The 26,225-nt window shown below is 60.7% G+C and carries 25 protein-coding genes and 1 tRNA gene; 20 read left to right on the top strand and 6 right to left on the bottom strand.

Annotated features, from left to right (window positions below; all coding sequences use genetic code 11):
- Window position 1: 1 nt before the first annotated feature.
- Window positions 2-583: a GNAT family N-acetyltransferase gene (locus tag GTW23_RS07740; protein ID WP_252915292.1), complete on the top strand. Its 582-nt coding sequence runs from the start codon at window positions 2-4 to the stop codon at window positions 581-583.
- A 66-nt stretch (window positions 584-649) separates the two neighbouring features.
- Complete coding sequence (locus GTW23_RS07735) at window positions 650-1,120, top strand: DUF1203 domain-containing protein (protein WP_152008582.1); 471 nt, start codon at window positions 650-652, stop codon at window positions 1,118-1,120.
- A gap of 70 nt (window positions 1,121-1,190) precedes the next feature.
- On the opposite strand, the gene ald is transcribed toward GTW23_RS07735, so the two are convergent.
- Window positions 1,191-2,309 (bottom strand): alanine dehydrogenase, encoded by a 1,119-nt coding sequence (gene ald, locus GTW23_RS07730; protein ID WP_252915291.1) that lies wholly within the window; start codon window positions 2,307-2,309, stop codon window positions 1,191-1,193.
- Between the two features lie 166 nt (window positions 2,310-2,475).
- On the opposite strand from ald, the gene GTW23_RS07725 reads away from it, so the two are divergent.
- From GTW23_RS07725 to GTW23_RS07715, 3 genes are all read left to right on the top strand, one after another.
- Window positions 2,476-2,940: an Lrp/AsnC family transcriptional regulator gene (locus GTW23_RS07725; RefSeq protein ID WP_252915290.1), complete on the top strand. Its 465-nt coding sequence runs from the start codon at window positions 2,476-2,478 to the stop codon at window positions 2,938-2,940.
- Between the two features lie 80 nt (window positions 2,941-3,020).
- On the top strand, window positions 3,021-3,767 hold the full coding sequence (locus GTW23_RS07720) for a siderophore-interacting protein (protein WP_252915289.1): 747 nt from the start codon (window positions 3,021-3,023) through the stop codon (window positions 3,765-3,767).
- A 106-nt stretch (window positions 3,768-3,873) separates the two neighbouring features.
- Window positions 3,874-4,236 carry a hypothetical protein gene (locus tag GTW23_RS07715; RefSeq protein WP_210385778.1) on the top strand — a complete coding sequence of 121 codons (363 nt, stop codon included), beginning with the start codon at window positions 3,874-3,876 and terminating at the stop codon, window positions 4,234-4,236.
- A gap of 135 nt (window positions 4,237-4,371) precedes the next feature.
- On the opposite strand, the gene GTW23_RS07710 is transcribed toward GTW23_RS07715, so the two are convergent.
- Window positions 4,372-4,668 carry an HlyU family transcriptional regulator gene (locus GTW23_RS07710; protein ID WP_252915288.1) on the bottom strand — a complete coding sequence of 99 codons (297 nt, stop codon included), beginning with the start codon at window positions 4,666-4,668 and terminating at the stop codon, window positions 4,372-4,374.
- A gap of 229 nt (window positions 4,669-4,897) precedes the next feature.
- On the opposite strand from GTW23_RS07710, the gene GTW23_RS07705 reads away from it, so the two are divergent.
- From GTW23_RS07705 to GTW23_RS07695, 3 genes are all read left to right on the top strand, one after another.
- On the top strand, window positions 4,898-6,889 hold the full coding sequence (locus GTW23_RS07705; protein WP_252915287.1) for a bifunctional 2',3'-cyclic-nucleotide 2'-phosphodiesterase/3'-nucleotidase: 1,992 nt from the start codon (window positions 4,898-4,900) through the stop codon (window positions 6,887-6,889).
- A 177-nt stretch (window positions 6,890-7,066) separates the two neighbouring features.
- Window positions 7,067-7,384 (top strand): PilZ domain-containing protein, encoded by a 318-nt coding sequence (locus GTW23_RS07700; RefSeq protein ID WP_252915286.1) that lies wholly within the window; start codon window positions 7,067-7,069, stop codon window positions 7,382-7,384.
- A gap of 105 nt (window positions 7,385-7,489) precedes the next feature.
- Window positions 7,490-8,476 (top strand): alpha/beta hydrolase, encoded by a 987-nt coding sequence (locus GTW23_RS07695; RefSeq protein WP_252915285.1) that lies wholly within the window; start codon window positions 7,490-7,492, stop codon window positions 8,474-8,476.
- 6 nt (window positions 8,477-8,482) lie between these two features.
- Here GTW23_RS07695 and ilvA read toward each other — a convergent pair whose 3' ends face one another.
- Window positions 8,483-9,757 carry a threonine ammonia-lyase IlvA gene (gene ilvA, locus GTW23_RS07690; RefSeq protein WP_252915284.1) on the bottom strand — a complete coding sequence of 425 codons (1,275 nt, stop codon included), beginning with the start codon at window positions 9,755-9,757 and terminating at the stop codon, window positions 8,483-8,485.
- A gap of 64 nt (window positions 9,758-9,821) precedes the next feature.
- Here ilvA and GTW23_RS07685 point away from each other — a divergent pair, with 64 nt between their 5' ends.
- From GTW23_RS07685 to GTW23_RS07675, 3 genes are all read left to right on the top strand, one after another.
- Complete coding sequence (locus GTW23_RS07685; RefSeq protein WP_252915283.1) at window positions 9,822-11,276, top strand: TrkH family potassium uptake protein; 1,455 nt, start codon at window positions 9,822-9,824, stop codon at window positions 11,274-11,276.
- Window positions 11,277-11,362: 86 nt separating this feature from the next.
- On the top strand, window positions 11,363-12,865 hold the full coding sequence (locus GTW23_RS07680; RefSeq protein ID WP_252915282.1) for a methyl-accepting chemotaxis protein: 1,503 nt from the start codon (window positions 11,363-11,365) through the stop codon (window positions 12,863-12,865).
- A 96-nt stretch (window positions 12,866-12,961) separates the two neighbouring features.
- A complete protein-coding gene (locus tag GTW23_RS07675; protein WP_252915281.1) occupies window positions 12,962-13,591 on the top strand; it encodes a hypothetical protein in 630 nt (209 codons plus the stop codon).
- Between the two features lie 131 nt (window positions 13,592-13,722).
- Here the strand turns inward: GTW23_RS07675 and GTW23_RS07670 are convergent.
- Window positions 13,723-13,809, bottom strand: a tRNA-Leu gene (locus tag GTW23_RS07670).
- A 145-nt stretch (window positions 13,810-13,954) separates the two neighbouring features.
- Window positions 13,955-14,554: an NAD(P)H:quinone oxidoreductase gene (wrbA, locus tag GTW23_RS07665; RefSeq protein ID WP_252915280.1), complete on the bottom strand. Its 600-nt coding sequence runs from the start codon at window positions 14,552-14,554 to the stop codon at window positions 13,955-13,957.
- A gap of 189 nt (window positions 14,555-14,743) precedes the next feature.
- Between wrbA and GTW23_RS07660 the strand changes: the two genes are divergently transcribed.
- Window positions 14,744-15,505, top strand: coding sequence for a competence/damage-inducible protein A (locus tag GTW23_RS07660; protein ID WP_252915279.1), 762 nt, complete (start codon window positions 14,744-14,746; stop codon window positions 15,503-15,505).
- Between the two features lie 85 nt (window positions 15,506-15,590).
- Window positions 15,591-16,433 (top strand): universal stress protein, encoded by an 843-nt coding sequence (locus tag GTW23_RS07655; RefSeq protein ID WP_152008543.1) that lies wholly within the window; start codon window positions 15,591-15,593, stop codon window positions 16,431-16,433.
- Window positions 16,434-16,476: 43 nt separating this feature from the next.
- On the opposite strand, the gene GTW23_RS07650 is transcribed toward GTW23_RS07655, so the two are convergent.
- A complete protein-coding gene (locus GTW23_RS07650; RefSeq protein ID WP_252915278.1) occupies window positions 16,477-17,070 on the bottom strand; it encodes a LysE family translocator in 594 nt (197 codons plus the stop codon).
- A 198-nt stretch (window positions 17,071-17,268) separates the two neighbouring features.
- Here GTW23_RS07650 and gpt point away from each other — a divergent pair, with 198 nt between their 5' ends.
- The 7 genes from gpt to GTW23_RS07615 all read left to right on the top strand — a co-directional run bounded on the left by gpt (window position 17,269) and on the right by GTW23_RS07615 (window position 26,203).
- Entirely contained in the window at window positions 17,269-17,766 is a 498-nt protein-coding gene (gene gpt, locus GTW23_RS07645) for a xanthine phosphoribosyltransferase (RefSeq protein WP_152008541.1), read from the top strand.
- A 201-nt stretch (window positions 17,767-17,967) separates the two neighbouring features.
- Window positions 17,968-18,303 (top strand): hypothetical protein, encoded by a 336-nt coding sequence (locus tag GTW23_RS07640; RefSeq protein ID WP_152008540.1) that lies wholly within the window; start codon window positions 17,968-17,970, stop codon window positions 18,301-18,303.
- The gene (locus tag GTW23_RS07635; protein WP_252915277.1) at window positions 18,300-19,997 is read left to right on the top strand and encodes a methyl-accepting chemotaxis protein; all 1,698 of its coding nucleotides are present in this window, start codon (window positions 18,300-18,302) and stop codon (window positions 19,995-19,997) included. Before GTW23_RS07640 ends, GTW23_RS07635 begins: the two co-directional genes overlap by 4 nt.
- A 267-nt stretch (window positions 19,998-20,264) precedes the next feature.
- The gene (locus GTW23_RS07630; protein ID WP_252915276.1) at window positions 20,265-20,765 is read left to right on the top strand and encodes an NUDIX hydrolase; all 501 of its coding nucleotides are present in this window, start codon (window positions 20,265-20,267) and stop codon (window positions 20,763-20,765) included.
- 720 nt (window positions 20,766-21,485) lie between these two features.
- Window positions 21,486-25,289 (top strand): vitamin B12-dependent ribonucleotide reductase, encoded by a 3,804-nt coding sequence (locus GTW23_RS07625; RefSeq protein WP_252915275.1) that lies wholly within the window; start codon window positions 21,486-21,488, stop codon window positions 25,287-25,289.
- Between the two features lie 173 nt (window positions 25,290-25,462).
- The gene (locus GTW23_RS07620) at window positions 25,463-25,816 is read left to right on the top strand and encodes a hypothetical protein (protein WP_252915274.1); all 354 of its coding nucleotides are present in this window, start codon (window positions 25,463-25,465) and stop codon (window positions 25,814-25,816) included.
- Window positions 25,817-25,825: 9 nt separating this feature from the next.
- Window positions 25,826-26,203 (top strand): hypothetical protein, encoded by a 378-nt coding sequence (locus tag GTW23_RS07615; RefSeq protein WP_252915273.1) that lies wholly within the window; start codon window positions 25,826-25,828, stop codon window positions 26,201-26,203.
- Window positions 26,204-26,225: the final 22 nt, after the last annotated feature.

The following is a 26,225-nucleotide window of genomic DNA, read 5'->3' as shown; positions in this document are numbered from 1 at the left end:
CATGGCCAAGGCCGCAAAACCGAAATCGCTCAAGGCGACCGTCACCCATCTCGAAATGAAGCGCAGGCCGCGCACGATTACGCCGTTGCCGGTCAACCTGCACGCAACCCTGATGAAGGCAACGGATATCCCGTTGCATTTCTACCGCTATCTGCAGTGGCAGGTGGGCCGCGAATGGCATTGGGTTGCGCGCCTGCGCATGACAGATGACCAGCTGTCCAAGATCGTTCATGCCAGGACCAGCCGCATTTTCGTTCTCAGCGTCGACGGCGCACCGGCGGGTTTCTTCGAACTGGCCGATCTTGAAGAGTCCACCGTCGAACTCTGCTATTTCGGCCTGATGGAACATGTGCGCAGACGCGGGCTTGGCGAATGGATGCTCGGCCAGGCGCTGACAACCGCGTGGTCGACCACTCCGGCCCGCGTTGTCGTTTCGACCAACACGCTCGATCATCCCGCCGCCCTGCCGCTCTACCAGAAGATGGGGTTCGAGCCGGTCAGTCAGAACCAGGCCATCATAAGGCCGCTGGCAGACGAGGAAATCCTGGCGCTGATGAAGGCGGGTTCCGCAACGCCGGGCTGAAATCGGGTGGCGGGCTTTTTGGCCGCTGCATAGACGTGATGACGCTAAACCAGAAGGAGCGTCGTCATGAACATCAAGTTTGTTGCCCTCGAAACAGAGACAGTCCGCGCACTGCAACGTGGCGGACAAGATGCCAATCAACAGATTCCCCAGCGGGCCATATCAGATGGCGGAGCCATTCCCTGCCGGCATTGCCTCTCGCCTGTCGCCAAGGGAGAGGAATACCTGATCCTGTCACACCGCCCGTTTCCCCGGGCTCAGCCCTATGCCGAGTCCGGACCGATTTTCCTGCATGCGCGCGAATGCGAACGCGCGGCCGACACACACGATGCGGCACCCATGTTTACCTATGGACGCGCCTTCATTCTCCGTGGGTACAGGAACAATGACTGGATCAACTATGACGCAGCGGAGGTCGTGACCCCGGACAAGATCGAGCAGACTGCCAAGCGCCTGCTTGAGCGTGACGACGTCGCCTATGTCCACATGCGTTCATCACAAATGAATTGCTATCAGTGCCGCATCGAGCGTGCCTGATTCAAAAAAACACCCGCCGGTATCTTGCGGCGGGTGTTTCAATACACGTCTGATGGCCCCTGATGCTACGTCAGGCGACCTTGAGGACCTGATCGAGGTCCGCCAGTTCGTACCCGAGCGCATCGGCAACCGGACGGTTGGTGATGCGGCCCTTGTGCACATTGAGGCCGGCGCGCAGGTGACGGTCTTCTGCGATCGCCTTCAGCCCCTTGTCGGCCAGCATCAGGCCGTAATACAGCGTGGCATTGTTGAGGGCATGCGCCGAAGTAATCGGCACCGCGCCGGGCATGTTGGCGACGCAATAATGGATCACGCCGTCGACCTCGTAGGTCGGTTCAGCATGGGTGGTGGCATGGGAGGTCTCGAAGCAGCCGCCCTGGTCAATGGCGACATCAACGATCACCGAGCCCTTCTTCATGCCCGACAGCATGTCGCGGGTCACCAGCTTCGGCGCCGCGGCGCCGGGAATGAGAACCGCGCCAACCACGACATCGGCCGAGAACACTTCCTCTTCCAGCGCCTCGATGGTCGAGTAGCGGGTATGAACCCGGCCGTTGAAAATGTCATCGAGCTGGCGCAGGCGCGGCAGCGAACGGTCGAGAATGGTCACGTCGGCGCCCAGCCCGACAGCCATCTTGGCCGAGTTCAGGCCAACCACGCCACCGCCGATGACCACGATCTTGGCCGGCAGTACGCCGGGGACTCCGCCCAGAAGAATGCCGCGGCCGCCATTGGCCTTCTGCAGCGAGGTTGCACCGGCCTGGATGGCCAGGCGACCGGCCACCTCCGACATCGGCGCCAGCAACGGCAGGCCGCCGCGGTCGTCGGTCACGGTTTCATAGGCAACGGCGGTGCAACCCGAGGCCAGCAGACCCTTGGTCTGCTCCGGATCCGGAGCCAGGTGGAGATAGGTGTAGAGAAGCTGGCCATCGCGCAGCTGTGCCCATTCGGACGGCTGCGGCTCCTTGACCTTGACGACCATGTCGGAGCGCTCGAAGACTTCCCTGGCGCTGCCGACGATCTTGGCGCCTGCCGCCTGGTAGGCCGCATCGTCTTCGCCAATGCCCATGCCCGCCTTGGTCTCAATGATGACCTCGTGGCCATGGGCCACATATTCGCGGACAGCGCCTGGGGTCAGGCCGACGCGATATTCATGGTTCTTGATTTCCTTGGGGCAGCCTACGCGCATTGACATCTCCTCCGAGCGTTGACCGGCGCATCAGGCGCCAGGTCAGGTTTCAATGCGGCCAATAAAAACATTCCCCCCCCGAAATGTCCTTGCAAACTGAGCTTGTCCCTCCCCCCTCGATCGAATATTCTTGCGCAGACAACATCGATATTCGGACATTCCACACATGCATGAGCTCGACGCAATCGATACTGCCATTTTGAAGACGCTTCAAAACGAGGGGCGAATCTCCAACGCGGCACTGGCGGAACGTGTCGGACTGTCGGCATCGGCCTGTTCCCGGCGGCTCGACATTCTGGAAAAATCCGGCGTCATCAAGGGCTATCACGCACGGTTGTCGCACAAGGCGCTCGACTACCGGATGATCGCGATCGTGCACATCTCGCTCTCAGGCCAGTTCGCCAAGACCCTGACGGAATTCGAGGCCGCTGTGAAACGCTGTCCCAACGTTCTGGTCTGCTATCTGATGAGCGGCGAGTATGACTACATCCTGCGCATCGCCGCCCGCGATCTCGAGGACTATGAGCGCATCCACCGCGACTGGCTGTCCGCTCTGCCCCACGTGGTCAAGATCAATTCGAGTTTCGCTCTGCGCGAGGTCATCGACCGCCCCAATGTCGGCCTTGCATGATACATGACTATTTTACTCATGTTATTTTGCGAAAGACCTGCTAGACAGGCTCCCGAAGTTTGAACTCAAGGAGCGCTGACATGGCACGGCCCGAACCAAGACAACTCGTTGTAATCGCCAAGCGGCAGGTAACGCCGAACATGCTGCGCATCACGCTGGGCGGAGCCGGCATGGCTGCTTTCCCGGAAGACCAGGCCAGCGCCTATATCAAGCTCCGAGTGCCGGATGCGTCAGCCGGACGCGAAGTGGTCCGTACTTATACGGTCCGCTCGCACCGTGCAGATGAGATCGACGTCGATTTCGCTCTGCACGAGGAGTGCGGCCCCGCAACCCTCTGGGCGTTGAATGCGCAGGCTGGCGACAGCATCATGGTCGGCGGCCCGGGCCCGCGCAAGCTCGTCCACCCGGAGGCGGACTGGTATCTGCTGGTCGGCGATATGACCGCGCTGCCGGCAATTTCCGGCAATCTCGAATTGCTTCCGGATACGGCAATTGGAACTGCCGTGATCGAGGTCATGGATGAAGCCGATGTCCAGGACCTGCGAAAACCACCGCATCTGACCATCGAGTGGGTGATCAATCCCCGGTCCGGCCATGACAGTGCTCCGCTGATTGAACGCGTCAGATCCGTTGAATGGATCGAAGGACAACCCTCTGTCTGGGCGGCCTGCGAATTTGCAAGCATGCGGCAACTGCGCGAATATTTCCGCACCGAGCGCGGACTTGGCACCGGCCATCTCTACATCTCGAGCTACTGGAAGGCCGGCAGCACGGAGGAAACACACAAGCTCGCCAAACGTGAAGATGCCATCGCTCAAAGCGGCTGAATTGGGGCAGCAGCAAACATTTACCCCTAAAATCTAACTGGACCACAGGATTTCCAACCGCTACGCTTTGCCAAGGGATCACCAAGAGACCTGGGGGAAAACAAGCGTGAAACAGATCAATCTGAGAGCAGCAATCGTCTGCGCGGCAATATGTGCCGCCAGCGGCGCCTGGGCGCAGTCGGGTTCGGAAGGTGTTTTCACCATCCACAACGACACCGAATCCAATGTGCTGACCGGCTTCTACACCAATGACGGAAGCGGCTGGAGTTCTAACTGGCTGTCGGAAGACCTTGATCCTGGCACCGCGGCCTCGGCGGAGTTCACCGCTGAAACGGGGTCCTGCGAACAGACATTTCAGGCCGGATGGCTGGGTGACGACGGTTCGGAAGTCATGGATGAGCCACATTCGATCGACATCTGCGAAGCCAGCAATGTCTATCTCGGCGACAACGAGATCAGTTTCGACTGATCGCTCTCTGATCCGCTCGACAACAAAAGGCGCGAAACCCTAGGTTTCGCGCCTTTTTCCGTTTGAAGGCAACATGGTCGCCGATGGCAACAATCGTTGACGAAACGGCCACAGGCCACAGGTGCGGCATGCAGATTACCGGAACAGCGCCGAACCCTGTTCGTCTATGATCTGGCGCGCCTTGCGGTAAGTGGCCGCTTCAACCTCATCGCGGTTGGTGAAAATGTCAGCGCGGATGAACTTATGCTCCCTGGCCGCCTCTCCTTCGCCCTTGACGATCCGTCCGGCCAGCCGCCACTGCCCGCCTTCCGGCATCGGCTCCGCATAGATCTGGCAGTCCTTGTAGGTTTCGGGCTCATTGGCGGCCACCGGAGGGCTGGATGCGGATTTGCCGCCGAACAAGTTGCGGATGCTGCCCAAAATACCTGCCATGCCATGTTCCTCACTGTCGATACTGCCCGGCTTCAGACTACCCGGTTTTCGCCTCAACGCTCGCTATCCGCGTATCAGTCGCTGCCGCTGAATTAGGTTGCACAAGTGTCACGCCGGGATCACACTCATTCATTATGGCTTGCCGCCATGAATGACGGTAGGCGGCAATTTGAATGCGTGCCGAACACCCGCATGCACCCTTTTTAGGTCATCTGCAGGGAGAAAGTCCATGAAAGACCAACAACTTCTTGAAATGCTGCACCCGATCTCGCGCCGCTCGCTGCTGGGCGGACTTGCCGCCACCGGCGCCCTGGTCATGGTTCACCCATTCACAGCAAGGGCGAATGCCAACCAGGCCCACCTGCGCATCATGGAGACCACCGACCTTCATGTCCACGTCTTCGCCTATGACTATTATGGCGACAAACCCAACGACACCATGGGCCTCGCCCGCACCGCGTCGATCATCGACCAGATCCGTGCAGAGGCTCAGAATTCGATCCTTGTCGACAATGGCGACTTCCTGCAGGGCAATCCGATGGGAGATTACATTGCCTATGAGCGCGGCATGAAAGAGGGCGACATTCACCCGATCATCGCCGCAATGAACGTGCTCGGCTATGACGGCGGAACGCTGGGCAACCACGAGTTCAATTACGGCCTCGATTTCATGTTCAAGGTCTTGGGCGGCGCCAATTTCCCCATGGTCTGCGCCAACCTCACCAAGGGCGCGCTGGCCGAAAACCCGCGCGACGACGACCTTTTCCTCAAGCCCTACATGATCCTCGACCGCACCATCACGGATGGCGCCGGCGCCGAACACAAGATCAGGATCGGCCTCATCGGCTTTGTCCCGCCCCAGATCATGACCTGGGACGCCCGGCACCTCACAGGCAAGGCCGCCACCCGCGACATCGTCAAGGCTGCCGAAGCCTGGGTGCCGCAGATGCGCGAGGAAGGCGCCGACATCGTCATCGCCCTGTCCCACTCCGGCATCGGCCAGCAGCAATGGGCGGAAAACCTCGAGAATGCGTCGGTGCCGCTCGCCGCCGTGCCCGGCATCGACGCCATCGTTACCGGCCACAGCCATCTCGATTTCCCCGGCCCGAAATTCGACGGCTTCGCCGGCGTCGACAATGCCAAGGGCACCGTCTCCGGCAAGCCTGCGGTCATGGGCGGTTTCTGGGGCTCGCATCTCGGCCTGATCGACCTGATGCTCGAGCGCGACGGCAATGCCTGGAAGATCGTCGGTCACAGCTCCGAAGCAAGACCGATCTACGAGCGCGTCGACCGCAAGGTCAAAGCGCTGGTGGGCGACAATCCGGAAGTGCTGGCCGCAGCCAACGCGGATCACGAGGCCACGCTTGCCTATGTCCGGACCGCGGTCGGCAAGACCTCTGCACCGCTGCACTCCTATTTTGCTCTCGTCGCAGACGACCCGTCCGTGCAGATCGTCAGCCAGGCCCAGACCTGGTACATCGCCGACATGCTCAAGGACACCGAATGGAAGGATCTGCCGGTGCTCTCAGCCGCGGCGCCCTTCAAGGCCGGCGGCCGCGGCGGTGCGGACTACTACACTGATGTGCCCGCAGGCGACATCGCCATCAAGAACGTGGCCGACCTCTACCTCTATCCCAACACGGTTCAGGCGGTGGTCATCTCCGGCGCCGAGCTCAAGGACTGGCTGGAAATGTCGGCCGGGATCTTCAACCGGATCGAGCCTGGCGCCAGCGATGCGGAGCTGATCAATGGCGACTTCCCGTCCTACAATTTCGATGTCATTGACGGCGTGACCTACCAGGTCGACCTCACCCAGCCCGCCAAATACACCCCCAAGGGAGAGCTGCAGAATGCCGGCGCCAGCCGGATTCAGGATCTCAGCTTCAACGGGCAGCCCGTTGATCCGGAACAGAAATTCGTGGTTGCCACCAACAATTATCGTGGCGGCGGCGGCGGTAACTTCCCCGGCATCGGTCCCGACAAGGTGGTCTTCCAGGCGCCAGACACAAACCGCGACGTCATCGTGCGCTACATCGTCGAGCAAGGCACCATCAACCCTTCCGCCGACGCCAACTGGAGCTTCGCGCCTGCCGAAGGCACCACCGTTCTGTTCTCGACGGGCCCCAAGGCGAAAGACTTCGTCGGTGACGTCAAGGGCGTCTCCATCGAACCGGCCGGCGAAGGCGCCGACGGCTTTGCCCTCTACCGCATCAAGCTCTGAACCATTTCGAAGGCCTGCCTGTCCCGGCGTTGACCGCGCCGGGACGACCATCGGCGGCGTTCTCTCGGCACCCGCACCTCCCGCTTGTGCGAACAGGCAGTTTCCATCCGCGCCTTAGCAATTTGATTACCGGCAAATGCGAGACTGAACCGTCAGTCAGCCAGGGGGAACTTTGAAATGACCGGATTGACCGGCCGCTCCATCAAGCGGGACAAGACCAGGGTAAAGGCCAGGATCGACTGCATGGGGCAGAAGACCACCGGAGCGGTTATCGACCTGTCGCCGCAGGGCATATGCCTTCAGCTTGATGCCGGTATTCCCATGGCCCGTGGCGACAAGATCGATGTCGAAACCGAGGAAATGGGTCTGCTGGTCGGCACCGTCCGCTGGATAAGGGCGGGTCGCATCGGCGCAGCCCTGGTGTTGACCTCCAACAACCGCGCCAAGGTCGAAAGCTACTACAAGATGTTCCTGCACAATCGTCAGCCGGCCTGACACCGGACCCACAGGGCCTGTCTTGCGGACCAACACGCCGCGATCTAAGTTCAGCTCAGCTAGACATGACACGCGGTCGATGACCCGGCAGGCAGGACCTATCCCATGGCGAAGACCACTACGAGGAGGCGCATTGTGCTCTATCTCCTTGGCCTGCTGATCCTCGCTGGCCTGGCCGCCTTCGCGCTTGGCCCGAGACCCCAGGCAGACACGACGGTCAGCTTCGATGAAGCCACCTTGCCCGTTGATCTCGATGCCTATCTCGCTTCAGCGGAGGCAAGGTTTGAGGATCTGCGCCCCGTCAATGAGCGGCAGATCATCTGGGCCTATCCGGCGTCGCGCGCCCGCACGCCCGTGGCCATCGTCTATATTCACGGCTACTCGGCCAGCCCCGGAGAATTGCGGCCCCTGCCCGACATGGTCGCCCAAAGACTGGGCGCCAACCTCCATTTTGCCCGTCTCAGGGGCCATGGACGCAGCGGCGATGCCATGCTCGAAGGCTCAGTCCACGGCTGGGTCGACGATTTTGCAGAAGCCGTCGCCATCGGCCGCAGGCTGGGGGAACGCGTCGTGATAATGGCGACCTCCACCGGCGCTTCGCTCGCCACCTGGGCGGCTACGCAACCGGCCCTGATGCGCGATGTCGTTGGACTGGTCCAGTTTTCCCCCAATTACGGCATCCAGGCCTCTGGATCGGGCCTGCTGACCATGCCCTGGGCCGAGCAATTGGTGCGATTGATTGTCGGGGAACGCCGCGCTTTCGAACCGCGCAACGAGCTGCACCGGCAATTCTGGACCTACGAATACCCGAGTGCTGCCTTGCTGCCGATGGCGTCCCTGGTCGATCTTGCCAACGCGGTTGATCCCGGCACGATCACCCTTCCCTCGCTCTTCGTCTATTCGCCGCTGGATCAGGTCATCCGGCCGGAACTGGTCAGGGACAAGGCCTCCCGATGGGGCGGTCCGGCCACAACGGTCGAAGTCACTGATTCTGATGATCCGAGCCACCATGTCATCGCCGGCGATGCCCTGTCGCCGTCCACCACAGAAAGACTGGCTGCTGAAACGGCGGAATGGATTTCCGGCCTCTGACATGGTTCAGATGATCAGGTTCGAAATGATCTCGTTGTCCGTGATGTCCTGATAGCTCAGGCCGGCGCCGTCAAAAGCCTTTGTCAGATGCAGGAAGTTTTCGGGCGAGCTGGTCTCGATACCGATCAGGATCGAACCGAAATTGCGTGCCGATTTCTTCAGGTATTCGAACCGGGAAATGTCATCTTCCGGCCCCAGCAGTGTCAGCAGGTCCCTCAGCGCCCCCGGTCGCTGCGGCAGGCGCAGAATGAAATATTTCTTGGTGCCCGCATAGCGCATGGCCCTTTCCTTGACGTCGGGCAGCCGGTCGAAATCGAAATTGCCGCCCGAGACCACTGCCACGACCGACTTGCCCTTCAGGCTTGCCGGATCCATGGCCTCAAGCGCGGCAATTGAAAGAGCGCCGGCCGGTTCAAGCACGATGCCCTCGGTATTGAGGATCCTCGTCATGGTCAGGCAGATCGCGTTCTCGGGAACGGTAAGCACCTGATCGGCGCGAAACCGCTGCAGGATTTCGAAGTTGCGTTCACCGATTTCCGCCACCGCGGCGCCGTCGACGAAATTGTCGATCTTTCCGAGCTTGACCCGGTGACCGGCGGCCAGGCTCTCCTTCAGGCTCGGCGCTCCTTCCGGTTCCACAAGCAGGAACCGGGCAGCATCGAGCCTGCCCTCCAGATAGCGCGCCACACCGGCCGAAAGTCCGCCCCCTCCGACCGGCAGCACGACAAGATCCGGCGCTTCGCCCTCGGGCAACTGCGCTTCGATTTCCGCTCCGACGCTGGCCTGTCCCTCGATGATGTCGTCGTGATCGAACGGCGGCGCCATCAGCGCGCCTTCAGCTGCCGCGAACTCCCGCGCCGCATCGTAGCAGGCGTCGAAAAAGTCACCGGTCAGGCGGATCTCGATGAACTCGCCGCCGAAGACCCGGGTCTTGTCGATCTTCTGCTGCGGTGTCGTCACCGGCATGAACACGACGCCCTTGCGGCCGAAATGCCGGCAGACATAGGCAAAGCCCTGAGCATGGTTTCCGGCCGATGCGCAGACGAACAGCTTCTGCTCCGGATTGGCCACAAGCGCCTTGCGGATGAAATTGAACGCGCCACGGATCTTGTAGGATCTGACCGGCGACAGATCCTCCCGCTTGAGCCAGATCCGCGCGCCAAATCGAGCCGAAAGATGATCATTAAGCTGCAGAGGCGTTTCCGCAAACAGCTCCCGCATCTCGGCAAGAGAGCCGTCGACACAGCGGCGGAAATCATCGGGAGATTGTTTTTCGGTCATCACGGGTCTATGCCACGGGAACCGGCCGGTTGCCAACCTGAACCGGCTTTCGAGAGGGCAAGGGGTGCACGGCAACACTTTCCGATCCGCGATTTTCATTGCGTCCATGGCTGGACTCTATCTTTCGCTTGCCATGCTGGCTCCAGCCGCGGTCGATTTCTATTTCGGCAATCCCGACTGGCAGGTCTTTGCGGTCTCGTCTTTTGCGGTCGGAGCGATCTGCCTGGCATCGGCGGCTGCCAACCGCGGCATCAACGCGCCGTTCTCGCGGCGCCTCGGCTTTCTCGTCGTCAACCTTTTGTGGATCACGCTGTCGGTCACCGGCGCCATTCCGTTCTATCTTGCCTCGCTCGGGCTCGACATGGCCGATGCGTTGTTTGAATCGGTCTCCGCCGTCACCACCACCGGCGCCACGGTCATCTCCGGGCTCGATTCTGCGCCCCCCGGGCTTCTGCTCTGGCGCTCGCTGCTGCAATGGATCGGCGGGATCGGCATTGTCGCCCTTGGCCTGCTGGTACTGCCATACCTCAAGGTCGGCGGCTTCACTGTCTTCAAGATGGAATCCTCCGACACCTCCGAAAAGCCCTTCGCCCGCTTCGCGGTTTTCGTCCGCGCCTTCTTCGCCATCTATATCGGCCTGACCCTGACCTGCGCCATTCTCTACCGGGTGCTCGGCATGAGCGATTTCGACGCCCTCAACCATGCCATGACCACCATGGCCACCGGCGGGTTCTCCACCCATGACGCCTCCTTCGGCGCCTTCACCTCCCCGGGGTTGATATGGACCGGCACCGTCTTCATGGCGATTGCCGGCCTGCCCTTCTCGGTGCTGATCCTGTTTGCCGTACGCGGCCGTCTCGACGCACTGCGCGACCCACAGATCTTCGCCTATGGGGGCATCCTTCTCGTGCTTTCCATCGTCATCGCGCTGAGCCTTCGGCTTTCGCATGACGAGAGCTTCGGCATGGCCCTGACCCATGCGACCTTCAACGTGGTTTCTGTCGTTACCACCACCGGCTACGCCAGCAGCGACTACACGCTGTGGGGCCCGCTGACCGTGGCAATCCTGCTGGTGGCGACCTTTCTTGGCGGCTGCTCAGGATCCACATCGGGCGGCATCAAGGCCTACCGGCTGGTGATCATCGCAAGTTCGATCCGGTCGGGACTGATGCGGCTGATCTATCCCAACAGCGTGCGCCCGGTGCGTTACGGCTCGGTCGCCGTCGAACCCGACATGCAACGCACCGTGTTTCTCTTCGTCTGCGCCTATATCGGCATCTGGGCGCTGGGATCGATCGCCCTGGCCGCGACCGGCCTCGATATCGAAACCGCACTTTCAGGATCGATTACCGCGCTGGCCAATGTCGGCCCGGGCATCGGACCCATCATCGGGCCATCGGGAAACTTCAGCTCGCTCGGTGATCCCGCCAAACTGATCCTGGTCTTCTTGATGTTGCTTGGACGACTGGAGATTCTGGTGGTTCTAGTCCTGCTGCTTCCCGCTTTCTGGCGCGAGTAGACCATCGGATAACCTACAGGGCCGCTAAATTATCCATCGGTTAACCAAAATCTGCTTATCTCTTCAGATCTGGAGGACCGAAACCTATGCAAGCATTGCAAGTTGCCTATGCCGATGAGCCGGAGGTTCGGCACGACGCAGACCCACAGCATGTGGACGTCTTGACGCCTCCCGCAGAAGACCAGGCCAGGCTCGAGCGGGCGATGAACGTCATCGGTTCGCAGATCGGCGAATTGTCCGTCAACATTGCCGACACCAGCGGCATGGTCGGCGATGTCTCGAGTTCAATGTCGCAGCAGGCTGACGAATTCCACGCCCTGACCCGTGACATCTCGATGATCGCCCGGTCCAATCAGACGGTCGCCGAGGCTTCGCGTGGCGCAATCGAGGCTGCCAGAACCACCCAGGCAGGACTCGACACCACAACACAGAGCGTCAACGGCATCCTGGTCAACGCAGTCTCCGACATCAAGTCGATGGCAAGCAACGCCACCGAGATTACCGGCGTGCTCGATTCTGTCTCAAGCCAGATCAAGGAAATCCATTCCTTTTCCGAATCCATCCAGGGCATTGCCACGCAGACCCAGCTGCTTGCCGTCAATGCCGGCATCATGGCAGCCCACGCCGGCGAGGCCGGCCGCGGGTTTGCCGTCGTCGCCGATGCGGTCAAGCAACTGGCCGACAAGACCGGCACGGTCTCGCGCGACATCGTCTCCCGGCTCGAGGCGCTGCGCTCGATCGTCGACAAGCTGCAGAAACAGAACGCCGACAACGAACTGGTGGCCAATGCCGCGCACCAGCGCTCGACCGAGATCGACGGAGAACTGCAGAAATTCACAGGCTTCAGCCAGACGGTTGCCGGCATGATCAGCGAAATCGAACGGATCAGCGACCCGGTCGAGGAAACCACCCGCGCCTGCTCGACCGTGCTCTCCAAGGTCTCCGAACTCGACAAGCAGGTTCACAACAGCGCGGAGATGCTGACCGCGGCCAGCGCCAAGATCGACCGCCTCGTGTCATTTTCCGAAAACGTCATCGGCGAAGTCGCCGAAAGCGGCATTGAAACCGAAGACACCCCGCTCATCCGCCATTGCATCGCCAAGGCCGGCGAAGTCTCCACACTCTTTGAACAGGCCATAAGATCCGGGGCGATGTCGCTCTCCGATCTGTTTGACGAGAACTATACCCCCATCCGTGGGACCGATCCGCTTCAGCACATGACCCGGTTCACCCAGCACACCGACCGGCTGCTGCCGCCGATCCAGGAGGCGATGCTGGAATTCGATCCACGCGTCACCTTCTGCGCGGCGATCGACCGCAACGGATATCTGCCCACCCACAATTATATCTATTCTCAACCGCAGAGCGCGGATCCTGTCTGGAACGCGGGCAATTGCCGCAACCGCCGCATCTTCAACGATCGCACCGGGCTTGCCGCGGGCCGCAACACCAGGCCGTTCCTGCTGCAGACCTACCGCCGCGACATGGGCGGCGGCAATTTCGTGCTGATGAAGGACCTCTCGGCCCCGATCGTGGTCAACGGCCGCCACTGGGGCGGCCTGCGCATAGGCTTCAAGATCGCTGTTTGACCGAGCTTCCGGTTCGGCTATGCCGACCGGGTCGCTTGCGACATCCGTCAGGCAGATGCTATTTGTCACCGTCCCGGACGATAGAGGTGACGTCAGATGCGCTCAATGGCCCTCTCCCTGCTGACAGCAGCATTCCTTGCTGGCTGCCAGTACTCCGCCGAACCCACGATCACCGAGCCGGTGCAGGTCTACGTATCAGACACACGGAAAAACCCTGGCAAGTATCTGCTGTACATTGATGCGTCGGAGCTCAGCCGGAACGTGCGGGCTTCGGATTTCACATGCATCGCCCACACATTCCCGGTCGATCTGCGGGCCGGCTTCAAGACCGCTGTCGAGCTGGCAATGCAACAGCAGTTTGAGACGGTTGAGACCGTTATCGCGCCGGTGAAGCAGTCCGAGTTGCGGGCGCGTCAAGCCGCAGGCGTGATAAAGGTGACCGGCATCACACTCGACGCCGAGCTGACAGCCGTTCCGGGTTTCCTGCGCAACACCATGAACACATCGGTTCTGATGACTGCCGGCCTTACAGTCGACGGCAGCGCCAACGGCAGGCTGCTGGGAACGACGGTTCAAGGTGCGGGCAAGGCGCAAGCCGATGGCGGAATGGCCTGCGAAGGCGGGTCAAGGGCATTTAACGCCTCATCCGAAGCCGCAATCGCGCAAGCAACACGACAAATCGTCGAGGCAATCGCCAACTCGCCGGAAATCCGAAACAACCGCTGATAAGCAATCCCACCGGCCACTTCCCTGCCGGAAGCCTTCAGCTTTGATTGTCGGGCGGGCCCTGTAAATGGAAAACGCCTGGAGCCGGCACGCGGATTCACGCGCTCATGGGCTAGCAGGTCTGGGAAAATTGGTGCGGACGACGGGGCTCGAACCCGTACAGCCTCGCGGCCGAGGGATTTTAAGTCCCTTGCGTCTACCAGTTTCGCCACGTCCGCACGTGAGCTAGTCGGTAGCTGACGATCAGCATGCAGGCAAGGCTTGCAACCCAGTTTGGGTAAAAAACGACAAGTGCCCCGCTGTCACTGACGGCGGGGCACAAACCATCCGGCCTGCAATGGCCCGGGGTCTCGGCCAGTCTGTTCAGGCGACCAGCTTGGCAGCGATCTCGGCGACCCGCTTGCCCTGGAATTCGGCGCCTTCGAGTTCCTGCTCGGAAGGCATCCGCGAACCGTCGGTGTTCGACGTGGTGGTCATGCCGTAGGGCGAGCCGCCGCGCACGACGTCGTTGCCCGACTGGCCCTGGTAGGCGTAGGACAGCGGCACGATGATCATGCCATGGTGCTGCAGTGAAGCCTGCGTGGTCAGGATCGCAAGTTCCGCGCCACCATGCTGGGTGGCGGTCGACGACATCACCGAAGCGACCTTGTTGATCAGTTTGCCTTCCGCCCAGAGCGGCCCCGTCTGGTCGAGGAAGTTCTTTAGCTGCGCCGACATCATGCCGTAGCGGGTCGAAACACCGAAGATGATCGCGTCGTAGTTGGCAAGCTCCAGCGGGTCGGCGATTTCCGCGTCCTGATCGAGCTTGTAGTGAGCCGCCTTGGCAACGTCTTCGGGCACCAGTTCGGGCACGCGTTTGATCGTCACATCGGCGCCGGCGGATGCCGCGCCCTTGGCAGCAGCTTGCGCCATTGTTTCCATGTGGCCCCAGCTCGAATAGTAAAGCACCAGTACCTTCGCCATTTTCATCTCCTTGTCCGTGGTTGCCGCCCGCGGCGGTTCATGCAGACAAGTAAGCGATCTGCTGTTCACATAAACCTCCCGATCACAGCACAGATTGTTCACAATCCAACCCAAGCGACACGGCGATGCTCTCTTGCGCCGGCGCCGGAAACAGGTCTATTCAAACGCGTTTGGCTGAGGAGCAAAATCATGAGCGACACCCGTTCCGTCACCGCAGCAGCGCTCGCCATCGGCGACGAATTGCTGTCCGGCCGCACCCGGGACAAGAACATCGGCCACCTGGCCGAATTGCTCACCGCCACCGGTATAGAGCTGCAGGAAGTCCGCATCGTGCCCGATGAGCAGGACCGGATTGTCGAGGCCCTCAACGCCCTGAGAAGCCGTTATGATTACGTTTTCACCTCAGGCGGCATCGGCCCCACCCATGACGACATCACCGCCGACGCCGTGGCCGCAGCCTTCAGTGTCGAATGCACCCATGATGCGGCTGCGCTCGCCCTGCTCGGCGCGCATTACGCCGAGCGTGGACTGGAGTTCACCGAAGCACGGCGCCGCATGGCGCGGATGCCGGTCGGAGCCAGGCATATCGACAATCCCGTCAGCCGCGCGCCTGGCTTCGTCATCGGCAACGTGCACGTAATGGCCGGCGTACCCTCCGTCTTCCAGGCCATGCTCGACAATGTCCTGCCGACCTTGAACACCGGCGTGAAGATTCTCTCCGACAAGGTCAGCTGCCCTTATGGAGAAGGCGATATCGGTGACCCGTTGAGCGCCATTGCCAAGGCTCATCCAGACGTCAATATCGGCTCCTACCCGCGTTTTTCCGGCGACAGCTTTTCAACCGAAATTGTCATTCGCGGCCGCGATTCGGTTGCCATCCGTGCCGCCAGGCGGGATGTCGAGGCCATGTTGAGCGAAATCACCTCGAAATTGACCAAAAAGGACGTTTGATAAGGATCAATGCGGCAACCTCCCGCGCGACGCATGGTGGCCGGACAGACACCTGCCATTGTGCCTCGACAAAGGAGATCAACCCATGGCCTACCATACGATTCTTGCCGTCTACTCATCCCAGGCCGACGTGGCACCCCTGACCTCCGCCATCGCCGATTTTGCCGCCGGCAGGGATCTGCACCTGATTGGCTGCCATGGAGAGCCGTCGCAGTTTGTTGTCCTCTCTGCCCCCATAGACGTCCCGGATGCAGCGACCATCGCCGCGCTCTATGAGCAGGCCGACCAGCGCATGCGAGATCTCGGTGCGGCTTTCGAGAAAGCCTGTGAAACCGCTGGTCTTTCGCACGAATGGCGGCCGGTTCGTTCCCCCGGTGGCGACAGTGCCGTTTCTGCTCTTGTCAGCGCCCGCTCGGCCGATCTGGTGGTTGTCCGTCAGCCCGACCGGGCCGCAGACGAGGACATGGCCACAAATGTCGAGGCGCTGCTGTTCGAAGGCGGCCGCCCAGTCCTCTTCCTGCCGCCCAACGGCAAGCTTGCCTCGCCGATCCGCCGAGTGCTCATCGCCTGGGACGGCTCACGCGAGGCCGCCCGCGCCACCCATGACGCGCTGCCGCTGCTCAAGGCCGCCGAAGCGGTCGAAGTAGTCATTGTCGATCCCGACAAGCTGCCTGACATCGACGCGCCGCTGGCGGGCACCGACATCGCCAGTTGCCTGTCGCGCCACCACATCCACGTCAATGTCACGACCGTTTCCAAGGGATCGGGCTCGACTGCCGAGGCGATTTCGGCCCAGGTTGCCGCCAGCAATGCCGATCTGGTGGTCATGGGCGCCTACACCCATCAGCGGCTGAGGGAATGGCTGTTTGGCGGCGTTACCCGGGCATTCCTGGAAAGCTCTCCGGTACCGGTGCTGATGTCTCGCTGACCTGCTGCAGGCACCGCGCGGCTCACAAGGGGCGCGCGGTCCGTCATCCGAGCATCATCCAGAATCCGACACCGGCCAGTATGGCGGCAAAGACAAGGTTGAGCCGGCGCGCATGGGCTTCGCTGCGAAACAGCCGGCCCAATCCGTCCCCGGCCACTGTCCACAGCAGGAATGCCAACAGATTGTTGAGCGTGAACACAAGCGATATCACGCCAACCCGCGCGAGCAGGTCGGTGGGTCCCATCGTACCGAACTGCGAGTACATCAACAAGATGATGACATAGGCCTTGGGGTTGAGCAGAAGCAGCCAGACGCCATCAAGAAACCCGGCCTTGCCGCTCTCCATGCCCGCGCCGGTGCTGCCTGATGTCGCCAACTTCCAAGCGAGCCACATCACGTAGACCGATCCGGCCAGCTTCAACCCCACAAACAGGGATGTGCCGGGGTGCACCGCCGACACAAGTCCCAGGCCCAGCAGGCCGGTGACCACCAGCGTGGCGATATGATAACCGGCATTGGCCGGCAAGGTAGCCACGGTCCCGAAACGCGCGCCAAGCGCGGCAAAGAACATGTTGCCGGGCCCCGGGCTGTAAGCCAGCGGAAACAGGAAGGCCATAAGAGCAATAACAAACAGCATGATCAATCATCCCCGTTTTGCAATGAGACGTGATGATTGCGCACGGGTGACGCGGCCGCCACCCGATTCCAGCCGCAGCTTTTGGGGATAGCCGCAGCTCTGCGGCTTGCGCTTGATACCGGATTCCGGCTATTTGCCGCGTTTACTCATGTTGGAACGCAGCCATCGCGGTTGCCAGCTCTCGCAAGGAAGCAAACCATGTCCCTTCCAGACAAAGCATTTCCGGTCTCATGGGACCAGTTTCACCGCGACGCACGCGCGCTCGCATGGCGTCTGAGCGGCACCGGGCAGGAATGGACGGCGATTGTCTGCATCACCCGCGGCGGCCTGGTTCCGGCCGCAATCATTTCGCGGGAACTCGATATCCGCCGCATTGATACGGTGTCCGTCGCCTCCTACCATGACTACATCAGTCAGGGCGAAATGAAGGTGCTCAAGGAGATCAACTCCGACATCCTCGAAACCGAGGGCGAAGGCGTTCTCATAGTCGATGACCTCACCGACACCGGCAAGACCGCGGCAATCGTCCGGGCCATGCTGCCGAAAGCCCATTTTGCCACGGTCTACGCCAAGCCCAAGGGCCGGCCGCTGGTGGATACTTTCGTGACCGAGGTCAGCCAGGACACCTGGATCTACTTCCCCTGGGACATGGGTTTTGCCTATGTCGAACCGATTGCCAAGGATTCCCGCGGTTAAATCGCGCAATGCCTCACTCGAAGAAGCTGTGGCCGCCAGTGACCTGACGGCCTTTTTGTTTTCGCGCTGACGTTAACCGTCTCTTATATAGATCTGTAGCAATATGGGTCACTAGGACACCATCCCCGGCTGGAATGATATCAGCTTGTCAAAGCCTGTGACAGGCATGTACCGCGGCTCACCGGCGTATCATTCACCACCATGCAGCATGCCACACCAGCTTCCAGCAAAACGCTCAGTCAGTACCGTATCGTCGGCATCAATCTTGCCGTGATCCTGTTCGTGCTGTCCGCAGCCGCCATTGTTCCACGCAACGGGCAGGCCCTGGTGATTGTCGCGCCATGGAGTGATCCGGGACGCGTCATCGACGTCATCGGGCGGGCCGGCGGATCTGTGATGAACGGCACCGGCGCGCCCTATGCGGCTATCGCCTATTCCGACGACCCGGGTTTCACCCTTCGCTTGTTCAAATCCGGCGCAATGCTGGTTCTCGACGGCAGTCTCGCTTTCTTTTGCAGGAGTACATCTTCGCTATGAATTACATGAATTCGCTCCGTACCCGGGCAGCCATCGCCATCGTATCGCTGCTGTGGATCAATCTCGGCATGATGGTGCTTCGTTACCTTTGGGGCATGGAAGCAGATCCCGTTGTCGTTCTGGGTGGCGGCGCCGCCATCGCAGGTGTTGCAACGCTTACCTGGTGGCGCGACCGGACCGGCACCGCGACGCAGATATCGACTGCGCTGGCACATGCCGCAAGCGTGGCGCTGCTTGTCTACGCCTTCTCCGGCTCGCCGCTGCAGATCGACATGCACATGTACTTCTTCGCCAGCCTTGCGATCTGTGCGTCATGGGTGAACTGGCAGCCGATTCTGGCTTTTGCCGGCCTGACCGCCGTCCACCATCTTGCACTGTTCTTCCTGATCCCGGCTGCCGTCTTCCCCGGCGAAACGGATTTCAGCCGCGTGGTTCTGCATGCGGTCATCCTGATCCTCGAAGCCGGCGCCCTGGTGGCCCTTGGCCATTCGCTTGCCACCGCCTTCGCCCAGAATGACGAAGCGATGCGTGAAACCGAAGCCGCCAACAAACAGGCCGGCGAAATGTCACGCAAGGCCGAGGCGGCGCAGCAGCAGAACCTTGAGGATGCACGCAGCCGCGAAGCCGAACGCGCAGCCGACACCGAACGCCTTCAGTTCGCCATGCAGTCGCTCGGCCGCGGCCTGCGCCAGCTGGCGCAAGGCGACCTTCGCATTCGCCTGACCGACCGCTTCGACGAGACGCTGGAAGTCCTCAGGAGCGACTTCAACTCCTCCATGGAGTCTCTCGAGCAACTGGTTGCGGAATTGAGCCGCTCTGCCCGCAAGATGAGCGAAGGATCGAATGACGTGTGTTCCGACGCGGAGCGTATCTCGCAGCGCACGGAGCAGCAGGCTGTCTCGCTTGAAGAAACCGCCGCAGCCATCGGCCGCATCACCGAAAACGTCCAGACCGCATCAAAGCGGGCCGGCGAAGCCGGTCGCCTGGTCGACGAGGCAACCAAGAATGCCTCCGTCTCCGAGCAGATCGTCTCCAAGGCCGTCAGCGCCATGACCGAGATCGAGGGCTCGTCCCGACAGATCGGCCAGATCATCACTGTGATCGATGAAATCGCCTTCCAGACAAACTTGCTGGCGCTCAATGCCGGTGTTGAAGCAGCCCGCGCCGGTGAGGCCGGCAAGGGATTTGCCGTGGTTGCCCAGGAAGTCCGCGAACTGGCCCAACGCTCGGCTGGCGCCGCCAAGGAGATCAACGCGCTGATCGAAACGTCCTCGACGCAGGTCAGCAGCGGCGTGACCCTGGTCAACCAGACCGGCGAGGCGCTTCGTTCGATCGGCGAGCAGGTCAAGCACATCAACGACTACATCGCCAAGATTGTCGATACGGCGCGGGAACAGGCGGCCGACATCTCCGAGATCAACTCGGCCGTGGTCAACATGGACCAGACGACCCAGCAGAACACCGCACTGGTGTCCGACACCACCAAGTCGATCCGCGGCCTGGCAACCGATGCCGACGGTCTGGTCGCCAAACTTGCGGTGTTCAGCGTCAACGAGACCAGCACGTCTCGGCCGAGCGCGCCTGCGGCGAGGCCAAAGACGGCTGCCGCGGCTCCCGCGCCCAAGCCCGTGCGGCGCGCGGCCAGCGGCGGTGGCGCAGCAGCTGCGGCCGCAGAACAGTGGGACGAGTTCTGATACCGCATGCCTCCTCTCCCCGTCCCGCCAGACAAGAAACTTGGCCAGACGGATTGAGACACTATATCAGGGACACGGCCAGCGCCGTGTCCCTTTTGCGTTCGCTTGCCATGCATCCGCCAATAGCCCTTTCAGAACACGGCGATGATGCCATGACACACCAGCATGAAGGCGGGCACAGGCCGAAAGAATGGTCGGCCAGGGTCCGATTGTAGCAAAACGGTCAAGATTCCATGCGAAGACCAATCAAGGAGATGATTCGTTCCCATGACTGCATTTGACAGGCTCAAACACCTGCTGGACCTGTTCAGGCTTCCGGACGATGAACCGAATGGTCTCAAACGCAAGACCAGGCGGCAATCGGCAGCAGCGGTTTTCCGCGGCTCGGGCGAAGCGCGGGAACTTCTCCTGGTCACCAGCCGTGACACGGGACGCTGGATCATACCGAAGGGCTGGATCGAGGAAGACGAGGACGGTGGGCAGGCCGCACTGCGGGAAACATGGGAAGAAGCCGGGCTCATCGGCGAGGTGATGCCAGGCGGCCCGGTCGGTCACTACCGCTATGTCAAGCAGCGCACCCGGCGCGGCGATGCCCTGTGCGACGTCGATGTCTACCTCCTCCGGCTTGTCGAGGAAAAGGAACAATGGCCCGAAAAGGGCCAGCGCCGACGCAAGTGGTTCCCCGTCGCCACCGCCATCGGCCTCATCGGGGAGGACGGATTGAAGGACGTCATCCGCGACGCCTTCCAGCTTTTGCGTGCGGCCTGATTCGCGCCTCAGGATCAGTAATCCAAGCGGCTGCAGCCGCGATGACTGCGAACATCTGACTAGATCCCTGCCGATCGCGGCGAGGCATCCCGACACTGACCGCGCGTTACTTGACCTTCCCGCAGTCTTGAGTGTGCAGTTCAAGGATCTCCTAAAGCTTTGATTGTTCGGGCATCCTGCCTGAACTGAGTCGGCCCTGAACAGTCGCCGCACCCCGGCAGGCGTTTCCATCATCTTTCTTGGAGCAATGGGCGACAGGCGCATTTGCGGCCTTGTCCTCGTTTTCCACAATCGCAGTCCACTAGATATGGTGTGCAAGAATCTGGCACAGACAACCCCTTGACGCATTCATACGAGTCGCTGCTTATAGGAAACACGTTGCGGCGGCGGCGCGGCTGGAATGTTTAGAGCCCAGTCAAATCCCGACATTTTCGGTTCAGAGCATCTTTCCCCGTGAGTTTTGCGGTGGTTTGAGGGGCACGCTTTGATGTGCGGAATTGACGGCGATCTGCCATGATGGGGACTGGCATAAATGAGTTGTTAACACTATATTTAGTGTTTACAGCCAACCTACCCACAAGATAGAGCGTTCCCCTGAGCGGGAACACATTGAGTGACCGAGTTGAGCAACTGGCTGTACAATGACTGTGCGGCCTGCGGGGAAGATATTGTCGCGACGCAAGAATGCGTTCGGCTACGAATTTAAAAAAGAGGACGACAATGCGCATTGAACGCCGGTTCACCAAAGAGGGCCAATCTGCCTACGCGGACATCGAATTCCGCAAGGCGACAAGCGAGATCAGGAACCCGGACGGCTCGATCGTCTTCCGCCTCGCCGACATTGATGTCCCGGTACAGTTCAGCCAGGTCGCAGCCGACATCCTGGCGCAGAAATATTTCCGCAAGGCGGGTGTTCCCGCGCGCCTGAAGAAGGTCGAGGAAAACTCGGTCCCTTCATGGCTGTGGCGCTCGGTCGCCGACGAGGAAGCCCTCGCGGAGCTTGCCGAAGACGAACGCTACGGCTCGGAAACCGATGCCCGCCAGGTCTTCGACCGTCTCGCCGGCACCTGGACCTACTGGGGCTGGAAGGGCGGCTATTTCTCCTCCGAGGAAGACGCCCGCGCCTTCATGGACGAGCAGGCCTACATGCTCGCCACCCAGCGCGTTGCCCCGAACTCCCCGCAATGGTTCAACACCGGTCTGCACTGGGCCTACGGCATCGACGGCCCCGGCCAGGGCCATTTCTATGTCGACCCGTTCACCGGCAAGCTGACCAAGTCGAAATCCTCCTACGAACATCCGCAGCCGCACGCCTGCTTCATCCAGTCGGTCGAGGACGATCTCGTCAACGAGAACGGCATCATGGACCTGTGGGTGCGTGAAGCGCGCCTGTTCAAGTATGGCTCGGGCACCGGCTCCAACTTCTCGCATCTCAGGGGCGAAGGCGAGAAGCTGTCGGGCGGCGGCAAGTCGTCGGGCCTGATGAGCTTCCTCAAGATCGGCGACCGAGCCGCCGGCGCCATCAAGTCGGGCGGCACCACCCGCCGCGCGGCCAAGATGGTCGTGGTCGACATCGACCACCCCGATATCGAGGACTACATCAACTGGAAGGTCAAGGAAGAGCAGAAGGTCGCGGCTCTCGTCACCGGCTCGAAGATCGTCGCCGGTCACCTGAAAGCCATCATGAAGGCCTGCATGAACTGCGAGGCTGACAACGACGCCTGTTTCGACCCCAAGCAGAACCCTGCGCTCAAGCGCGAGATCAAGGCTGCCAAGAAGGACCAGGTGCCTGAAAACTACGTCAAGCGCGTCATCCAGTTTGCGCGCCAGGGCTACACCGACATCGAGTTCAAGACCTACGACACCGACTGGGATTCGGAAGCCTACCTGACGGTTTCGGGCCAGAATTCCAACAACTCGGTCTCGATCAAGGACGACTTCCTGCAGGCGGTCGAAGCCGACGGCGAATGGAACCTGACCGCCCGCAAGGACGGCAAGGTGATGAAGACGCTCAAGGCCCGTGACCTCTGGGAATCGATCGGCCATGCCGCCTGGGCCTCGGCCGATCCCGGCCTGCACTACAACACCACCATGAACGACTGGCACACCTGCCCGGCGGCCGGCCCGATCCGCGCTTCCAACCCGTGCTCGGAATACATGTTCCTCGACGACACGGCCTGCAACCTGGCCTCGCTCAATCTGCTGCGCTTCAAGGACAAGGACACCAAGCGCATCAACATTGCCGATTACGAACATGCGGTCCGGCTCTGGACCATCGTGCTTGAAGTCTCGGTGATGATGGCGCAGTTCCCCTCGCACCAGATTGCCGAGCTCTCCTACAAGTACCGCACCCTGGGCCTCGGCTTCGCCAATATCGGCGGCCTCTTGATGACCACCGGCATTCCCTACGACTCCAAGGAAGGCCGCGCCATCTGCGGTGCGCTGACCGCGATCATGACCGGCGTCGCCTATGCCACCTCGGCCGAGATGGCCGGCGAGATAGGCCCCTTTGCCGGCTACAAGGACAACAAGAAGAACATGCTGCGGGTGATCCGCAATCACCGCCGCGCCGCCCATGGCGAGGTCACCGGCTACGAGGACCTGTCGGTCAACCCGGTCGCGCTGATCCATGAGGATTGCCCCGACCAGGACCTGATCGCCCACGCCACGGCAGCCTGGGACAAGGCTCTGAAGCTCGGCGAGAAGCATGGCTACCGCAACGCCCAGGCCACCGTAATTGCCCCCACCGGCACCATCGGCCTGGTGATGGATTGCGACACCACCGGCATCGAGCCCGACTTCGCGCTGGTCAAGTTCAAGAAGCTCGCCGGCGGCGGCTACTTCAAGATCATCAACAACGCGGTGCCCGAAGCCCTGCGCACGCTCGGCTATTCCGAGGCCCAGCTGGCCGAGATCGAAGCCTATGCGGTCGGCCACGGCAACATCAACCAGGCGCCCGGCATCAACCCCGGCTCGCTGAAAGCCAAGGGCTTCACCGACGAGAAGATCGAAGCCATCAACGGCGCCACCAAGGCCGCCTTCGACATCAAGTTCGTCTTCAACAAGTGGACCCTGGGCGAGGACTTCTGCAAATCAGTGCTCGGCTTCACCGACGAGCAGATGAACGATTTCTCCTTCGACATGCTGTCCGCCATGGGCTTTGCAAAGAAGGACATCGAGGCCGCCAACATCCATGTCTGCGGCGCGATGACGCTCGAAGGCGCTCCGCACCTCAAGGTCGAGCATTACCCCGTGTTCGATTGCGCCAACCCGTGCGGCAAGGTCGGCAAGCGCTACCTGTCGGTGGAAAGCCACATCCGCATGATGGCGGCGGCCCAGCCGTTCATCTCCGGCGCGATCTCGAAGACCATCAACATGCCCAACGACGCAACCGTTGATGACTGCAAGAGCGCCTACATGCTCTCCTGGAAGCTGGCGCTGAAGGCCAACGCGCTCTACCGCGACGGCTCCAAGCTCTCGCAGCCGCTCAATTCCTCGCTGATCGAGGATGACGAGGACGAGGATGACGCGATCGAGGCATTGGTGGCCCAGCCCGCCGCCGCCCAGGCCGTCACGGTGACCGAGAAGATCGTCGAGCGCGTGGTCGAGCGGCTTTACCGCGACCGCGAGAAGCTGCCGAACCGCCGCAAGGGTTACACCCAGAAAGCCGTCATCGGCGGCCACAAGGTCTACCTGCGCACCGGCGAATTCGACGACGGCCGTCTCGGCGAGATCTTCATCGACATGCACAAGGAAGGTGCTGCCTTCCGTGCGATGATGAACAACTTCGCCATCGCCATCTCGCTTGGCCTGCAATACGGCGTGCCGCTGGAAGAATATGTGGAGGCCTTCACCTTCACCAAGTTCGAGCCGGCAGGCATGGTGCAGGGCAATGACGCCATCAAGAACGCCACCTCGATCCTCGACTATATCTTCCGCGAGCTGGCCGTCTCCTACCTGGCGCGTCACGACCTTGCCCATGTCGACACCTCCGATTTCACCAACACCGCGCTCGGCAAGGGGATCTCGGAAGGCAAGGCACAGCCCTTCTCCAAGGGCCTGACCCGCGGCGCCTCGCTCAAGGTCGTCACCGGTGCCGGCACGGCGGCCAACGCCGAGCCCAAGGGCCAGGCCGCACCTTCGCCCTCCTCCGGCGCTTCGGTGATCACCGCCTCGTTCTCGTCGAAGACCACCTCGACCAAGGCCTCGGGCAACCTGGCCGTCCGCGCCGAACCGGAAGCCATCGCCTCCGACGGCGCCCTCGCCTTCAAGCGGGAATACGAGGAACGCGCCGAGGAACTGGCCGTCGAGATCGAGATGGACGAAATGTTCTCCGACGACGCCGCCGAGGCAGCGGCAGACGCCAAGGCCGACGCCAAAAAGCTCGAAGCCAACCGCCGCATGCGCTCGATCGCGCAAGGCTATACCGGCAACATGTGCGCCGAGTGCCAGAACTTCACCATGGTGAGGAACGGCACCTGCGAGAAGTGCGACACGTGTGGCTCGACGAGCGGGTGCAGCTGAGGAAATCGCTACTGATATGCCAAAGGAAATGGCGATATAACTGACTTCCGAGTGTGCTAGGCAATGTAACCTTTGCCTAGCACACTGTTGCTTGACGTTTGATACACGCTATCATAGAAAAAATGCGGGACGTCAATCAGATTTATACAAAGGGGAGCGCAGTGACCATTGGGATGAAAGACGATTTCGCAGCAGAAGCTTTCTTTAAAGACTTGGTTTCCAAGCGTGCTCGAGCAGAGTTTGCAGATAAGACCAGAATTGAAGCGGCCAACACCGCGGCGGAGAAAATCGTTGAACAGATTGAAATTGAGAAAATTAATGCCGGAGTTAACAATTCAGGAGGCGAATCACGTAATACTCTGAAAAAGGATCGACCCAGCAATCGCCGAAAAGTGGTGAAGAAGGCAGCAAGAGACATCGCTACTGGACTGATCGATGCAATAGCGAAAGAAGGCAATCATTTGAATACCGTCCGTAGACGGATTGATGATTGGTGCAGGAGAAGAATTAACAGAATTAAGCTATAGGAGACTACAATGGCAATTCTTCCAAAAGAAGCGCTAGAGTATCAAAGAGCTTTGTTCGAGTTGCCAAGGTTTTTGTTTACAGGAATAACCATATTTACAACCGCTGCATCTTTTTTAATTAGATCAATAGATGAAGACGCATCAATGAGCGGCTTCTTATACACCATGTATATTATAGGGATTGCACTAACACTTCTAGCCTTCGCATTTGGATACGCTGTTATCTCAGGTACAGTTGAATCTATGCGATCATCAAACAGCTCAGATGAAGCAGAAGTATCCGTAGATCGCATATTGCGAAACGAGTACTATTGGCTATCTTGGAGCGGTGGCGGAGCTCTTGTTTTTTGGGTGATTTTGATAATAGGTATAGTATTTCTCGGATAGAATTCTCAACTTTTCAGCGCAT

Source organism: Parahoeflea alexandrii (assembly GCF_024105735.1).
Lineage (GTDB): Bacteria > Pseudomonadota > Alphaproteobacteria > Rhizobiales > Rhizobiaceae > Hoeflea > Hoeflea alexandrii.
Note: the sequence above shows the minus strand (reverse complement) of the source record. Positions and strands in the feature narration are given on the sequence as shown.